At 33.7% G+C, this 15,566-nt stretch carries 18 protein-coding genes and 1 other RNA gene; 3 read left to right on the top strand and 16 right to left on the bottom strand.

What is annotated here, in order from left to right:
- Positions 1 to 91 precede the first annotated feature (91 nt).
- Entirely contained in the window at positions 92 to 1,420 is a 1,329-nt protein-coding gene (locus tag OZD64_RS03445; RefSeq protein ID WP_274999201.1) for an IS4-like element ISWen1 family transposase, read from the top strand.
- Between the two features lie 101 nt (positions 1,421 to 1,521).
- On the opposite strand, the gene ispG is transcribed toward OZD64_RS03445, so the two are convergent.
- The 16 genes from ispG to OZD64_RS03365 all read right to left on the bottom strand — a co-directional run bounded on the left by ispG (position 1,522) and on the right by OZD64_RS03365 (position 12,867).
- Positions 1,522 to 2,802 (bottom strand): flavodoxin-dependent (E)-4-hydroxy-3-methylbut-2-enyl-diphosphate synthase, encoded by a 1,281-nt coding sequence (gene ispG / locus OZD64_RS03440; RefSeq protein ID WP_070356735.1) that lies wholly within the window; start codon positions 2,800 to 2,802, stop codon positions 1,522 to 1,524.
- Between the two features lie 25 nt (positions 2,803 to 2,827).
- Positions 2,828 to 3,448: a TRP75-related protein gene (locus tag OZD64_RS03435; protein WP_266408766.1), complete on the bottom strand. Its 621-nt coding sequence runs from the start codon at positions 3,446 to 3,448 to the stop codon at positions 2,828 to 2,830.
- Between the two features lie 197 nt (positions 3,449 to 3,645).
- Complete coding sequence (locus OZD64_RS03430) at positions 3,646 to 4,191, bottom strand: hypothetical protein (RefSeq protein WP_095742623.1); 546 nt, start codon at positions 4,189 to 4,191, stop codon at positions 3,646 to 3,648.
- Positions 4,192 to 4,346: 155 nt separating this feature from the next.
- Positions 4,347 to 6,461 (bottom strand): FtsK/SpoIIIE family DNA translocase, encoded by a 2,115-nt coding sequence (locus OZD64_RS03425; protein WP_274999290.1) that lies wholly within the window; start codon positions 6,459 to 6,461, stop codon positions 4,347 to 4,349.
- Positions 6,462 to 6,740, bottom strand: coding sequence for a YggT family protein (locus tag OZD64_RS03420; RefSeq protein WP_006279515.1), 279 nt, complete (start codon positions 6,738 to 6,740; stop codon positions 6,462 to 6,464).
- A 171-nt stretch (positions 6,741 to 6,911) separates the two neighbouring features.
- Positions 6,912 to 7,187 carry a type II toxin-antitoxin system RelE family toxin gene (locus OZD64_RS03415; protein WP_007550684.1) on the bottom strand — a complete coding sequence of 92 codons (276 nt, stop codon included), beginning with the start codon at positions 7,185 to 7,187 and terminating at the stop codon, positions 6,912 to 6,914.
- Positions 7,178 to 7,399: a hypothetical protein gene (locus OZD64_RS03410; protein WP_006279415.1), complete on the bottom strand. Its 222-nt coding sequence runs from the start codon at positions 7,397 to 7,399 to the stop codon at positions 7,178 to 7,180. The genes OZD64_RS03415 and OZD64_RS03410 overlap by 10 nt, the downstream gene beginning before the upstream one ends.
- 83 nt (positions 7,400 to 7,482) lie before the next feature.
- Positions 7,483 to 7,794 (bottom strand): type II toxin-antitoxin system RelE family toxin, encoded by a 312-nt coding sequence (locus tag OZD64_RS03405; protein WP_010962380.1) that lies wholly within the window; start codon positions 7,792 to 7,794, stop codon positions 7,483 to 7,485.
- Positions 7,775 to 7,996 (bottom strand): hypothetical protein, encoded by a 222-nt coding sequence (locus tag OZD64_RS03400; protein ID WP_095742622.1) that lies wholly within the window; start codon positions 7,994 to 7,996, stop codon positions 7,775 to 7,777. The genes OZD64_RS03405 and OZD64_RS03400 overlap by 20 nt, the downstream gene beginning before the upstream one ends.
- A 98-nt stretch (positions 7,997 to 8,094) precedes the next feature.
- Entirely contained in the window at positions 8,095 to 8,355 is a 261-nt protein-coding gene (locus OZD64_RS03395) for a type II toxin-antitoxin system RelE family toxin (protein ID WP_255324035.1), read from the bottom strand.
- A 13-nt stretch (positions 8,356 to 8,368) separates the two neighbouring features.
- Positions 8,369 to 8,587, bottom strand: a complete 219-nt coding sequence (locus OZD64_RS03390; RefSeq protein ID WP_274999289.1) for a hypothetical protein — start codon at positions 8,585 to 8,587, stop codon at positions 8,369 to 8,371.
- 200 nt (positions 8,588 to 8,787) lie between these two features.
- On the bottom strand, positions 8,788 to 9,225 hold the full coding sequence (locus OZD64_RS03385; RefSeq protein WP_006279412.1) for a ClpXP protease specificity-enhancing factor SspB: 438 nt from the start codon (positions 9,223 to 9,225) through the stop codon (positions 8,788 to 8,790).
- A gap of 21 nt (positions 9,226 to 9,246) precedes the next feature.
- Positions 9,247 to 9,586, bottom strand: a transfer-messenger RNA (tmRNA) gene (gene ssrA / locus OZD64_RS03380).
- Positions 9,587 to 9,710: 124 nt separating this feature from the next.
- Positions 9,711 to 10,301, bottom strand: coding sequence for a CvpA family protein (locus OZD64_RS03375; RefSeq protein WP_274999288.1), 591 nt, complete (start codon positions 10,299 to 10,301; stop codon positions 9,711 to 9,713).
- 57 nt (positions 10,302 to 10,358) lie between these two features.
- Positions 10,359 to 10,955 (bottom strand): riboflavin synthase, encoded by a 597-nt coding sequence (locus tag OZD64_RS03370; protein WP_010082169.1) that lies wholly within the window; start codon positions 10,953 to 10,955, stop codon positions 10,359 to 10,361.
- A 181-nt stretch (positions 10,956 to 11,136) separates the two neighbouring features.
- Positions 11,137 to 12,867 (bottom strand): hypothetical protein, encoded by a 1,731-nt coding sequence (locus OZD64_RS03365; RefSeq protein ID WP_038199492.1) that lies wholly within the window; start codon positions 12,865 to 12,867, stop codon positions 11,137 to 11,139.
- A 146-nt stretch (positions 12,868 to 13,013) separates the two neighbouring features.
- Here OZD64_RS03365 and pheS point away from each other — a divergent pair, with 146 nt between their 5' ends.
- On the top strand, positions 13,014 to 14,057 hold the full coding sequence (pheS, locus tag OZD64_RS03360) for a phenylalanine--tRNA ligase subunit alpha (protein WP_010082249.1): 1,044 nt from the start codon (positions 13,014 to 13,016) through the stop codon (positions 14,055 to 14,057).
- Positions 14,058 to 15,350, top strand: coding sequence for a bifunctional UDP-N-acetylglucosamine diphosphorylase/glucosamine-1-phosphate N-acetyltransferase GlmU (gene glmU / locus OZD64_RS03355; RefSeq protein WP_274999287.1), 1,293 nt, complete (start codon positions 14,058 to 14,060; stop codon positions 15,348 to 15,350).
- Positions 15,351 to 15,566 lie beyond the last annotated feature (216 nt).

Below are 15,566 nucleotides of genomic sequence, written 5' to 3'. Positions count from 1 at the left end.
CCATACGCGTCAAGTTAAGGAAATAAAGGTATGAAAGAGATAGAATAATAAGGTATAAGTTCTCCCAGAAATACTTTTAGTGAGAGAACCAATGAATAAAATAACTAGCTTATCAAAAAAGCTCAAAGAATTTTTTAATGAAAAAGCAGACAAAATCTCAATTACAACAAGGTTTATAAAAAGAAAGAGAAAGCTAAAAGGTTCATCGTTCGTAAAAGCCATGGTCTTGGGTAATATAGGGGTTGATAATTGTAGCGTAGAAACAATGTGTCAATTACTAAACGAGGACTCGATAGATATAACAAAACAAGGTTTGGATTTTAGATTTACTGAAGAAGCAGTGGAATTTATGAAAAGGATGTATAATGAATCTGTGCTTCTCTTCAAAAATATCTTGCAAGTTGATTGCAAAATCTTACAGCAATTTAATAGTGTTAAATTATTGGACAGTAGCTATATTACTCTACCTAACAGTATGGAAGAGATGTATAAAGGTTATGGTACTAGCTACAGTGGCTATGAAAGCAATACTAAGTCTGGAATAAAGTTACAATTAGTTTTCGACTACATGAATCAGATAATAGACCAACTTAATTTAACGGAGGGAGTAAGATCAGACCAGGGATATAGGAAACATTTAAGTAATATATTAAGCAATGATTTGCTAATATCTGATCTCGGTTATTTTGTGCCAAGTTCTTTTAAACAAATCAATGAAATAGGAGCTTATTTCATAAGTCGTTATAAATCCGATACCAACATATATGATGTAGAAACAAATCAAAAAATGGAGTTATTAGAATGTTTAGAGGATAAGTTATTTTTAGAAAACGAGGTATTGTTAGGAAAAGAAGCAAAAATTAGAGTAAGAATTATATGTCAGAAACTAACTGAAGAACAGTCTATGGCCAGAAGAAGGAAAGCTAATAGATTAGCAAGATCGCAGGGATATACATCCTCTAAAAGAAATCAAAAATTGTTGAACTGGTCAATATTTATAACTAATGTTCCAGAAAATAAAATTAGTGCTGAGCAAGTATTAACGATTTACAGAGTAAGGTGGCAAATTGAGTTATTATTTAAATTGTATAAAAGCCATATCAGACTTGATAAGCTAAAAGGAAAGCCATGCAGAGTATTATGTGAACTATATGCTAAATTGTGCGCAATTCTTATATTTCACGGCATAGTTGGTTGCACAGAAGTGAAAAAGAATACAGAACTTAGCTTAACAAAGGCATTTATTGAGCTAAAAAAGCGGGTTATAGAGTTATTTTTAGCACTAAAGAATAAAGTTAATAGTTTGAAAGTTTTTCTTAAAAAGCTTACCATAACTTGGTCTCGATTTTCATTAAAAGACAAGTACAGAAAAACTAGAGTATCTACCTTAACTTCCCTGAATTTACTTACAATCTCTTAACTTGACGCGTATGCTTTTTTGAACATTCCCAAATAAAAAAGAAAAACAAGGTTTAATTTTCTTTTTTATTTGCGATTTATCTATTAATTAACCGTGAAAGGTTACGTGTAATGCTTCTTCACATAATTATCAATAATTGCCTTAAATTCTTCAGAGACATTATCACCTTGTAAAGTTTTGAAATATTTGCCGTTTTTGTAGACTGCTGAAACAGGTTTTTCTCCATATCCAGGTAAGCTGATTCCCAAATTTGCGTGTTTGCTTTCTCCAGGACCATTTACTATGCATCCCATAACAGCAATGTTCATATGCTCTACACCTGGATTTTTTTTCTTCCACATCGGCATATGAGTTTTTATATAGCCATTCACCTCTTCAGTTAATATACGAAAACGATCGCTACTCGTGCGCCCACAACCAGGACATGAATTAACCTGAGGGTTAAAGTGTCGCAAGCCTATAGACTGCAATATTTCCTGACACACCACCACTTCATTAGTACGCGATTCACCAGGACGTTGAGTCAAAGAAGCCCGTATTGTATCTCCAATGCCATTTTGCAATAAATAAGTAAGCCCTGCTGCGGTATTTACCACACCTTTATTGCCCATACCAGCCTCAGTTAAACCCAAATGCAGCGCATAATTGGAAGATTTTGCAAGTGCCATATAAACTAAAATTAAATCTTGTACTTTGCTAACTTTACATGAAATGATTATTTTGTTTGAATTTAGACCAATTTCTTCAGCTTTTTTTGCACTATCAAGAGCAGACATTACAAGTGCTTTGCGCAGTATAACATCAGAAGGCCTTGAATTACTAAGCGAAGAGTTTTCATCCATCAATTTTTGCAAAAGGTATTTATCAAGACTACCCCAATTTACCCCAATTCTAACCGGAAGATCGTGCATTATTGCATACTCTATCACCCTTTCAAACTTCTCATCACGTTTGTCGCCAAAGCCTATATTGCCTGGATTGATTCTAATTTTACCCAGCATTTTGATGTTGTCTGGATAATCTTGAACTAATTTATCTAGCTCATATTGACCGCAGCCTACCAATATTTTACCGTCAAAACCTTCTTTATTTATCTCTTCTACTATATAAGGTATTGCTCTTGCTACCTCCTCTGAGTTCAAGGCAATTCGCACCAATTCTGAACCTGTACGCGCTAGTTCTGTTATCTCTTTTGCATAATGTTTTGCGCTACTTTTTATATTATCAGCATCTATATGCACGCCAAGCGCCATAGATTGTACAACTACAGGATTATTTCCGCCTATCTTTACTTTTCCAACTTCTACAACATGAGTTTTGTGCCTGGAAATCTGCGATAATTCATATGTATTATCATTCAATATCAGGTCTTTATCTAGCATATTATTAATGGCCAATATTGTGATACTATTTTACTGTGTCAGCTACACTGCCAAATGAACTTGAACCATTCAAACTATAAGCATCTACGTTATCCAAATTAGCAATAGAATCATGTGAGCACGTTCTTCTTGATGGAGTTTCTTTTATAGTGACATTTATAGGAGAAACTTTCTTTTCTCGTGTTGAAGTAACTTTCTTCTCTTCTTGTTGTTCACTTTTATGCTGCTTATTTTCATACTGGAAAACTGACTCTTGATCTATAAATACAGCACCCCTTAAACGTGCGATATTAATACCATGCTGATTTATCATAGTGCTCTCTTCATCGTCGACTATGCAAGCTTCCATGTCATTTGGCTCATTATCAAGACTAGCAATTTTTTTCTCTTTTAATTTTTTGATTAGATCTTCTTTATTTATAGCTCGATCTTGTAATTTTTTTTTCTTGAGCAATTCCCTACGCTTCTCATACAGTTTATATGACTCAGCAAAATCCTCATCTGTATGAAAGTTTGCACCACCAGGGTTACCAGGAGGTATGTATCTCTTACTGAGCTTAGATTTAGCTTCAGCACTATGCACAGTAAAAAAGCTAGAAACCAAAAACATTAATATAAATAAAATTTTAGAAAAAACCCTAAGCATATGGTGCTATAGTAAATATCGTGTTTTAAAAGATAGCAATTAACAAACTTTAAGTAAACCAGAATCTTTACTAACTTTACAATACAAGTATTTTTCTAAAAAGTGATATGTTTGCTATCAAAAAAACCTACGCAGACTAAGAGAAGAGTAAGGTGTTACAAGTTGCGTAACACCTTTTCAAGAAAAGTGTTATGCAGCTATATGTTTGCAACTTTTAAGTTATTCTGTAGTTTTTCAGTACCATCGGTAGTATCTACATTATTAAGTTTTGCGTCTGGCGTATCTTTAGATAAGTCGTTTTTTTTCTCTTTATCAAGCTTAACTCCCTGATAGATACAGAATGCAACAAAACTAGTTATTGCTATTGCGGCAACAGCACTGACTATGATACAAATTGCCATTATTTTTTGTTGATCTGCTACTGCCTCTGCAAGTGTTTCCACTTTTTCTTGCAGGCCGTTTAAGTGCTCTTGCATAGCTTGAAACTGCTTAGTACCAATCTTGTCTTCTAATGCACTAAAAACTTTTTCAAACTGCTCAACATCTATCTTTTGAGCTTCTTGCCATTCTTTTAATGCACTAAATACCTCTTCAAACTGTTTAGCATCTATCTTTTGAGCTTCTTGCCATTCTTTTAATGCACCAAAAACTTTTTCAAACTGCTCAGCATCAATTTGTTGACTTTCCTGCAATGCTGTTATATCTGACTCATCAAAGCCAAGTACCCATTTAGTTATACCCATTTTTAACCCCCTAGTTAATTAATATATTATAATTTTACATTCCAAATGTTTAAATTATTATTAAATCAATTGTCATTATGTATTGATCTTTTAATAATTTCGTTTGACTTGCTTTTTGAAAGTGCGAAAACTTAAATTAAGGTATTACAAGATTGTTATTCAACCAATATCTCTCTTTTCCCTGAGTAATTTGGAGCGCTGACAATACCTTCCTTTTCCATTCTTTCAACGATGTTTGCTGCTCTGTTATAGCCTATTCTAAGCTGCCTTTGAATGTAACTGGTTGAAACTTTTTGATCTCTTTGAATGATGGCCACTGCTTGGTTATAGAGGTCATTTTCTTCATCCTCCGTTTCATCGTGTGACTCTGTAGAAGAATTTTCATCTTCTTTAGTGATTTCCTCCATGTAGTTTGGCTCACCTTGCATTTTCAGATGATCAACTATATCTTGCACCTCATTATCACTTACAAATGGGCCGTGAACTCGAATGATCTTACCACCAGAGGCCATATAGAGCATGTCACCCATGCCGAGCAATTGTTCAGCCCCTTGTTCGCCAAGTATTGTACGGCTATCTATCTTAGAAGTAACAGCAAAACTGATTCTCGTTGGAAAGTTCGCCTTTATCACACCTGTGATCACATCCACAGATGGGCGTTGTGTTGCCATTATGATGTGTATTCCTGCAGCACGAGCCATCTGAGCTAAGCGTTGAATAGAGCACTCTATTTCTTTGCCGGCAACAAGCATCAAATCTGCCATTTCATCCACGATCACTACAATATACGGAAATGTTTCCATCTTGATTGGTATTTTTTCAAACAGAGGTTTGCCTGTTGTTGAGTTAAAGCCAATCTGCACAACGCGCTCCAATTCTATTCCACTATTCATCGCTTCTGTGATTCTTTGGTTATAGTTTATTACATTGCGCACATTTAAATAGGACATCATGCGATAGCGATTTTCCATTTCTTTCACTATCCACTTAAGAGCGACTACAGCCTTTTTTGGCTCTGTTACCACTGGCGTTATTAGATGCGGTATTGCATCATATATTGAAAGCTCAAGCATTTTTGGGTCGATCATTATCATCTTACATTCATCAGGACTTAATCGATAAACGAGTGAAAGAATCATAGTGTTAATCGCAACTGATTTACCAGACCCTGTGGTTCCAGCAACGAGCAAGTGGGGCATTTTAGTTAGATCTGCAATAACTGGTTTTCCACTTATTTCTTTGCCAAGCGCAATTGGGAGATTTAAGTTTGCATTTTGGTATTCTGGGGATTCAAGCAAATCACGCAGCATTACAATTTCCCGTTCCTTGTTCGGCAACTCTATTCCCATAGCATTTTGCCCACGAATTATTGAAATACGTGCAGAGAGTGCACTCATCGAACGTGCAATGTCATCTGCAAGGCCAATTACTCTTGCAGATTTCGTGCCAGCTTGTGGTTCAAGTTTGTACAAAGTCACAACCGGCCCATAGCATACACTGATAATTTTTCCTTGCACGCCAAAATCACTCAGGACTTGTTCCAGCAGAGATAAATTTTTATTGCTCTCCATTTCATTTAGCTGTTTTCTCTGCAAAGACTCTTTTGCTTTAGAAAGTAAATGGATACTTGGAAACTTAAACTCACTTAAAACCTCCTCGGTAGCTTTTTTCTGTCTTTCTTTTGGTTGTTGTTTAGTAGTGATTTTAGTTCTATGTTTTTCTTCTACTACTAATGGTGCAATTGAATACTCAGTAGTTTTATGTGATCTGAAGAATGGAACATTTACAAATAAGCAAGCTATTTTTTTACATAAGAAGAATAGAGAGTAAATTGTTCTCTTCCAACCAACAGATCCTACAAGACCTATTGATGTTACTATCACAAATATATAAAACGGGCAGTTATTAATTAGTGCATTCCCTATTATTCCACTGTGTCTGTACCTTGCAGTGATGCCTAGCGAAAGTTGTGGTAGTATAGCACATATCCCTAAATTGATTAATATTAAATAGAGAATTTTTAGCAGCCTTTTTGATGGCCTGAAGATCAACAAGTAAACTATGGTTGTAGCTATTGTAACACTAGTTAATCCAAGAAATTGAACCAATATATCAGCTAAATATGAACTTACTATTCCACCTAAATTTGTCACTTCCTCATTTGTAGCTGTGTTTAAGGAAGGATCTTTATAGTTATAGCTAAAAACTGATATATATATATATATTAAAAGGGATAGATATATTGCTGATTTTAGATATTTTTTTAACATCTACCTAAAGTAGTAAGCTACTGTATATTTTACAAAGTGAATTGTTATTAGCAATATCATTATAGATAAATCTAATCCGTTGAACGGTGGTATATATCTTCTAATAATCTTTAGTGGTGGATATGTCAATTGGTTCAAGATGTGCATTATGCTACTGACAGTTTCATTATATATGTTCACCATATTAAGTTTAACCAGCCAGTTTAGGACAACCCAACATATTAGAATGAAGCTATAAAGATCAAGTAACGTATTGAGTAGATATATGATTGGATGCATACATATCTATTACACGAAAGTTATATAAAAGACAAGTATTTAGCCTTTTCAAACTCAAAATGTTGTTTTTGCTGAACCAAAAAAAACTTCATTTTTTGAGCTGCGCAAAGCCACCTAAAGTAGAGAATGGACAAGGAAGGAGGGGTGTATAATATATATTAATGTTGATATTTATTTCTTATAAATATCATCTCTATGTCCTATCTCTGTGATAGTTACTATATGATCTAATTGATTTACTCTGTAAATTACACGATAGTCACCAACTCTTAGCCTTCTACATCCTTTTAAGTTATGATGTAGTGGTTCACCAAAATTTATTGGGTCAACTGTAAGACGTTCTTTTATAGCCTTTTGAACTCTTAGCCTTATTATCTTTGGAAGGTTTGGTAAATCTTTTTCAACAACACTCTTTAGAGACTTAACCTTGTAACGCTCTAATCCCACTTAATATCTTCAAAATCAACTGTTTCTGCACCTTCAACATCACGCTCATCAGAAATTTTAGATACTAAAAAATCCTCCATTTCAAGCTCAACTGCTTCTCTAAATAGTTTTCCTGCTAATTCTTGAACGGGCTGTTTAGTAAATTCAGATAATTCAGCAAGATGCTTTAAAGTTTCTTCGCTAAGAGCTATGTTAATGCCTGAATTTGCCATATGTTTTACCAAAGTCCACTAATAATTATACAACATTTTTTTTAATTTTTCAATAAAGAAAGGAGTGGTGTATAAAAATATATTTAATGTTTCAGTAGGTCCAATATTGCCTGCTTGTAAATATTGTCCCTGTGTCCTATTGAAACAATAATTACTATACGTTTTACAGTATTTACACGGTAGACAATACGATAATCATCAGCAACTTTTATTCTTCTATGTTCCTTTAATCTCTTGCGTAGCAACACACCGTTACCAATAGGATCAGTCTCAAGATACTCTTTTATTGCATCTTTAATACTTGGCTTTACATCTTCCGGCAAGGAAGGCAAATTTCTTTTAAGAACATGCTTTAGATATTTAATGGTGTATTGCTTATTTCCAGATGTCTTCACTATCCTCTACTTCTTCTGCATCATCAGAATTTAACTCCCTAATAATTTTGGAAAATGCAATATCTTCCGCTTCAAGTTCGATTGCTTCCTTGACTAGCTTTTCTGTTAATTTTTGAACAGACTGCTTGGTGGCTCTAGCTAGTTCAACAAGATGCTGCGAAGTTTCTGGGTTGAAAGTTACACTAACTTTTGAATTTACCATCAGTTTTACCAAAGTCTACTACTATAGCTATTTTACAACATTTTTTTTAATTTTTCAATAAAGGAAGGAGGGCTGTATAAAAATATATTTAATGTTTATCAAGTAGCCTTCTCATAAATGGTGTCTCTATGTCCTGCTGTAGCAACAAATACCTTATGTTTTGCAATATTTACAGTATAAATAATTCGATAATCACTAACCCTTATTCTTCTATACCCTTTTAGCCTGCCACGTAATGGTTTACCAAATTTAATTGGATCAGTTGTAAGCCGCTCGTTTATCGCTTTTGTAATCCTTGATCTTATTGTTTTTGGAAGATTTAGAAAATCTCTTTCAGTAAAGTTTTTTGAGTAGACAATATCGTATTTCAGTTTATGTCCTCTCCCTTTCAGATAGTACTGTATTCCAGTCTACATCCTCACATTCCTTAATAGTTTTATATAACGCAATATCTTCTACTTCGCACTCGATTCCTTCGATGATTAACCTTTTTGCTAGTTCTTGAACGGATTCCTTGGTGATTTCAGCTAACTTAGTAAGGTTATGTGAAGTTTTTGGGTCAAAAGTTATACTAATTCCTGAATCTGTCATATGTTTTACCAAAGTCTACTAATAATTATACAACATTTTTCTGAATTTTTCAATAAAGGAAGTTGATGATATGTAAGAAAAATTTTGCCACCTGCGTTAATAAATAATTAAAGATTTAGCATATTTATCTACCCTCTATTCTATTACTTAAGTTAGACCACTTTTTTCTATTAATATTTTTTGTTTATAAAGATGAGCAGTTACTCATCACGCAGTTGATCTATGGATATAATACTACCGTTTGATAGTTTTTCAGTACATTTTTCACTTTTGTATTCTTTATCAGAGTCGATACTGATTTTGTCAAATATTAAAACATCTCCTGAAATTTTATCACGAAACTCACTAATAGCAAAAAACGGTATAGTAATTCGCTCTTGTTTTCCTTGAAAACTCAAACTGACGCTAAATTTATCCTCAGAAACTTTTAAATCATAGAATTGATGCTGTAATATAATAAGCATTTGAGTAGGGTATGACTTTTTTAAACGATCTGGCATGGTCACACCATTAAAATATGTGAAAAATAATATTTCTAAGTGAGGGATAAAACCATTACCTGATATAACATCTAAAGTCTTTTTGATAACTTGAAACTTAGCAGAATTAAGCAGTTTTTTGTAATCTGTTTGCTCCATATAACTTTCACATACGTAAATTTTGGGGAACTTCTGTTACCCGGCGTTCCCTGAACCGTGCTTATAGCAATGAAGTTATAGTGCTTAAATTAAGCAGCTATTGCGTCGACATTGTCTTCAGCAGCAAAATTATCGTTTGCATTTAAATTATGAACTCTTAGCGGTGGTGTCTAACCGAGCAAAGCTACCATCTTTACTATGCATGTCGATCCTTATTCGTCCCCATATAAATTAAAAAACATGGTGGAGACGCCGAGTACTGCCCTCGGGTCCAATACACCTATTACAAGGTAATTTTATTGCTATAGTACACAAAATGTACATAGCTATTATATAGCAACATTAAATAAATGTCAAGATATTATGACCTTAAGTTGATTTATTGCTAAAACAAAATTAATATTTCCAGTAAAAAATTCTGTGCTCTTAACCTGACACATATGGCTTTTTGAATACTCCCAATGTAAATATTTATAAATAAATATTTACTCTTCTTTTTTATTGTTTTTAGGTTTTTCTTGATCAACCATTTCTCCACCGATCTCTTTTATTTTTAGTATCAACGACTCTGGTACATACATGTCAATTACTTCTTCTGCTGTCACAAATAAAGCCTGATAAGAGTGTGAATTTATTATCCAATTAGGCAATATGTCTTCTGCTTCTATTTTATACTCTCCCTCTTTTTTGTCATATACTGTGTAGCAATATAAGTGCACAGCAAAAAATAATACATAAGAGAGCAATATTCCTTTAAGCATTCCGAGAAAGATTCCAGTAACTCTATCGATAAACCCCAACCTTATGGGTGATAATATGTACATTAGCCAGTTATTTATTATCATGAATATAAGATTAAGTATAATAAATACAGAGATTGTAGAAAGTATGTTTAGTGTAACTTTAGAATCAAAATATTTACTATAATTTGGAGCGAAAAAATCATAGTGATTAGCTGTCAGAAAGACCGATGAAAATAGAAACATTAGTGCGCATAGCTCTTTTATAAAGCCTCTAGTTACCGAGATTATTACGCATAGAACAACAATGAAGATAATTAGGCTATCGAAAAGCATGTTTTATATCTATATGGTTTTCAAGATATAATAGTTGTAAATAACAAGGTTGTAAAATTAATTGTATTTATGCTGCATCAATTGATCTAAATACCTAGCGATCATGTCAATTTCTAAATTCAAATAATCATTTACTTTGTTGTACTGAAAAGTTGTATTTTCCCATGTATAGGGAGTGATATTTACTGTAAATTCCTGATTAATAACTGAATTCACTGTGAGGGAAACCCCATCTAGTGTAACGGAGCTTTTTTTTGCAACAAATTTAATTAATTCTTGTGGGCACGATAGTTTGATTTCATGAGAATCTAAATTTTGATTAATTGTTAAAAATTTTACTATCCCATCAACATGACCCTGAACCAGGTGGCCATCGATCTTATCGCTTAATCTCATTGCTTGTTCGAGATTTATTTTTTTTCCTATTCTCCACGTATTTAAGTTAGCAACCTTCATAGTTTCTTGAGATGCTTGGACTGTAAATGTATCGCTCATTATATCAACAACAGTTAAACACACACCAGAGCAAGCTATTGAATCTCCTTTATTTATAGAGGATAAATTTTGTGTCTTGATATGGAAAATTTGATCAGAGTTGGAGTGAGTGGTAGTATCAGTTATAGTCCCGATATCCGTGATAATTCCTTTAAACATATGGTGAAAATAAATAATTTTACCATGAAAAATTTTTTACAACAACTTATTTCTATTTTGTTATAGTTAAAGTAATTCTGGTTTACCGACAATTTAAAAAACGACAAATTCGTCATCCCGCTACGTGTTAGCGGGATCTAGAGATACCGTGACGGTATGACGTAGGAAAACTGAGCCTGCACTAGCTATAGGCGCGAGAAAGGGGATCGTTTTTACTTACTTGTTCAATAGATTCTATAGAATATTCAGAATATATGAAATAAGCCAAACTCAGAACACATAATGCAGTTAATATTGGTAACCCTATGTTCAATGCTAGCCCAATACTTTCTCTTTTTTCTGGTGGCACTAATCCTTTTAACATTGACACTTTTCCTAACGGAAAATGCCATAAGCAAAGTGTTGATGCAGATGCTACTATTATAAATAGACAAAAATAAGCCTTTTTTGAGGAAAATACAGTTTTTAATGATGATTTGAGTGTAATGTTAGTAGGTGGTAGAGTTTTAGCTTCATTTGTTGCTGGTGAAAGATCTTTAATTGGTAAAGGGTTTGTAGATTTATGAGGAGTATTTTCATGTTGTGGAGAAGGTTGTTGTATATAAACACCTGAAACTAATTTAAGCAATTGCTCTTTTTTTCTATATACTTGTTTTTGTAAATATTCTTTACCTAAAAGTGAGTTACTAAGAGGTTGTGGCCTTTCGAGTATCTGTAATACTTCTGATATCTCGCCTGGCTCTAATATTGCATGTAATTGTTTATCTTGAAAGTAAACAATATTGAATACTGAGCTGAAAATATTGCAAAATGTTTCTGGATCTTGATTTTTGTATCCACTCATCACTTCAATAAATATTTTATCGAGTTTTTTCCCCCTGTGCTCAATTTGGTTATCTATCATAGCTACTCTAGCATCATTTTGTGCTTGTTTTATGGCTAATGGTTTTTCTTTCTCTGATAGTTCTTTGGTCTGCTTTTTTGACTTCTTTTTTCTGTTAGCCTTAAAATACTCTGTGTGCGAAGTAGTTTGACCTACATTCTGTTCTGCTTCTTGAGGTATTGGATTTTCTATACTACCCCCTGTCATCCGAGTAGCTTGACTACTTGGATCCATGTTTCTTTTTTCCTGGTCAAACGCTGGAATAACACCAAATGGTATATTGTTGCTCTGTATAGAAAATTTTGGCAATTGTTGGGAAAAGAATTGTGACGTATTAAAAAAATTGGGTAGACGGAAAAAAGATCTAAACCAGAAAACGTTTTCATGCATTGCAGCAACTACTATCGAAACACGTGTAACTTGTTTTCCATTATTTGTTACATCGAAGCCAAATGAGCCTGTAACTGGTACGATTTGTTTATTTTGTGCATTTTTTTGGTTAGTTTCACTCTGTTCTTTTTTGTCTTCATTTTCAGTTTTTTCTGCATGTTGTAGCTTTTCATTTAGAAATAACTCGATTTGGTACAAGTTGTCCAGGTTAATGTTTTCAACGTCTGTTTGTAGCGTTATCGTTGTGCCCTGCAGAAGGATTTGAGGCGGAGCACTATTTACGAATTCTTCTACAGTTTTATAACTGTTAGTTTTACAGTAGTTATTATATAGTTCACTGCTTTCTTTGGGCACTTTTATGTTGGCTGTAAAATTTTTTTCCCGGGAAAGGCAGATTTTGAAAAAATTAATTAAAGAGTTTATTCGAAATAATCTTATATTAAAGGTGTCTTTATCTGTTGCTGTTAGCTCAAATGAAAATTCTTGTATATTACTTTCAATACTTCTCGAGCGAATAGTACTGATCTTAATTGTTTCGCTAGAAAATGCTTTATTTATGTTTCTGGATTTTTCCTTAAAGAGCTTAGGTAAATCCTCTATTTTATACTTATTCTTAGTTTCAGTATTACTGTTGTGCATAGTTGATACAGCGAATTCATCAACGCAAAGGTAAATAAAAAAGATTAATCAGTCAATAAATTAATAATCAGAATAGGGCAATTTTTCGGATTGTTGATGATATTTAAAATTTCACTATAATGAAAGTTTAAGCCAGCGTTTTTAAGATGAATAAAGAGTTATTAGATGACATACTTTCACTTGAAGATAAAGCAGTTTCCGAAATTGAGAATGCTTCTTCTTTACAAGATTTAGAAAAAGTTAGGCTATCATATTTGGGAAAAAAGGGTGTAATTAAAGCTTATTTTGACAACTTAAAAGAGATAGAAGACGCAGGAAAAAAGCGCAATTTAGGCGAAGTTATCAACGTTTTACGTAATAAGCTAGATCAGCTTATAATGAATAAGGAGAATATACTAAAAGCCGAAGAAGTTAACTTTAAATTGCAGAACGAGGCAGTTGATATCACGTTGTCTGCGAGGCCAGAAAAAATTGGCAAGGTCCATCCACTCAGTAAGGTTCTAAATGAAGTAAAGCTTATTTTTGCACATATGGGTTTTAAGGCAGTTGATGGCCCTGACATTGAAGATGAATTTCATGTATTTGATGCACTGAATACTCCAAGTCATCATCCTGCACGAGAGGAGCAAGATACCTTCTACTTAAAGAATAAAATAGATGATAAAAGAATGGTACTGCGCACTCACACCTCATCTGTACAGATTAGAACCATGGAAAAAACAAAAAAATTCCCAATTAAAATAGTAGCCGCAGGTAGAGTATACAGAAACGACTTTGATGCAACTCACACCCCTATGTTCCATCAAATAGAGGGGTTATATGTCGATGAGAATGTCAATATGGGCCAGTTAAAATTTACTATTCATCACTTCCTTAATAAGTTCTTTGGCGATAAAGGGCTGAAGATACGTTTTCGTAATAGTTTTTTCCCTTTTACCGAGCCTTCTGCGGAAGTGGACATAAGTTATAAAGGTAGTAAATGGATAGAAGTACTGGGATGCGGTATGACGCATCCAAATGTATTTCAAAATGTTGGAATAGACCATACTAAATACAACGGTTTTGCGTTTGGCATTGGTATAGAAAGGCTTGCAATGCTAAAATATCAAATTAGCGACTTGAGGAGCTTTTATGACAACAAAATCAGCTGGCTTGATCATTACGGTTTTCATTTTTCATCTTTAAGATAAGTGATAAGTAAAACTCATACGTTCGTTATACTTGCTTCAGGGCATGGCAGGCGGATGAATTCAGATTTGCCTAAGGTCCTACACAAAATAGGCAGTTTTTCCATGCTCCAGCATGTCATTTACAATACAAAACAGTTAAATCCTGAAAATATTGCTGTTGTAGTTGGTCAGCCTTTAATTGAAAGACTAAAGTGTTTTAAGGATATACAGTTAATTACACAAGAATTAACACTTGGCACGGGAGATGCGGTCAAAACTGCGATGAGAAACCTAAGAGAATTGCCAGATTCAAGCATAGTTGTTGTGCAGTATGGGGATACTCCGCTCATAAAAAGCAGCACAATAACTAAAATGATTAGTTATTTAGAAGGCAAGGCTCTAGTTTGCCTAGGTTTTAGGACAAGCAATAAAGAATACGGTAGGTTAATTATTGAGAATGGTTCCTTAAGAGAAATCGTAGAAGCAAAGAGTGATAAAAATAATCATGAAGAATTTCTTGCAAATGCTGGAATAATGGTTGCATGTGCAAAGAATTTACGTGAATTGGTGGAGAAAATAGAGTGCAATAGCTCAACTCATGAATATTACTTGACCGATATAGTTTCCATTGCAGTGAAGAGTAATTTAAATGTCGGTTACGTTATTACCGGTGGAGAAGAAGCAACGGGAATAAATAACAGAAATGACCTTATAAAAGCTGAGTTTTACTTTCAAGAAAATAAAAGAAAAATTTTTACCGACTCCGGAGTAACGCTTGTTGCACCAGAGACTGTTTTCTTTTCTCTTGATACGCAAATTGCCAGAGATTCAGTTATTTACCCATATGTTTTTTTCGGTACTGGAGTGAAAATAGAGTCTGGTGCGAAAATACTGCCATTTTCGCATTTAGAAAACTGCTTAATTAAAAGTAATGCTGAGGTCGGTCCATTTACCAGAATACGCGGAAACACAACAATTGGTAATAAGGCAAAAATAGGAAATTTTGTGGAAGTGAAAACAAGTGAAGTTGGTCAAAACACTAGAATAAAACACTTAAGTTATATAGGAAATGCTAAAGTAGGGCAGGAGAGTAATATAGGAGCAGGCACTATTGTTTGTAATTATGATGGGAAAAATAAACATGAAACGAATATAGGGAGCAATTGCTTTGTTGGCGCCAATAGCTCACTAATTGCGCCGCTTAATATTCATGATGAATCTGTAATTGCAGCAGGTAGTGTTATAGTTGAGGATGTACCAGAAAAAAGCCTTGCAATAGCAAGAGAAAAGCAAGTAACTAAGAGAATAAAGTAGTCTAATTTAATTATGTTGTTGTGTCATTTTTAATATTAGACTTCTTGCATAACCATATAACAAACTTTTATTGGGAATAGAAACAAAAAAACTTCCTTGACAAACTCCGCCAGCCCCCTTATCATAACAGTGAAGCTATTGTATTTGCTTTCGCCAATCTGCAGATTAAAAGGTAAGGATTACTTAATGTATCGGCGTCTTATGTTTAATTTTTTG

Source organism: Wolbachia endosymbiont of Drosophila tristis (assembly GCF_028981745.1).
Taxonomy (GTDB): Bacteria; Pseudomonadota; Alphaproteobacteria; order Rickettsiales; family Anaplasmataceae; genus Wolbachia; species Wolbachia pipientis.
This window is presented reverse-complemented; position numbering and strand designations above follow the sequence as displayed.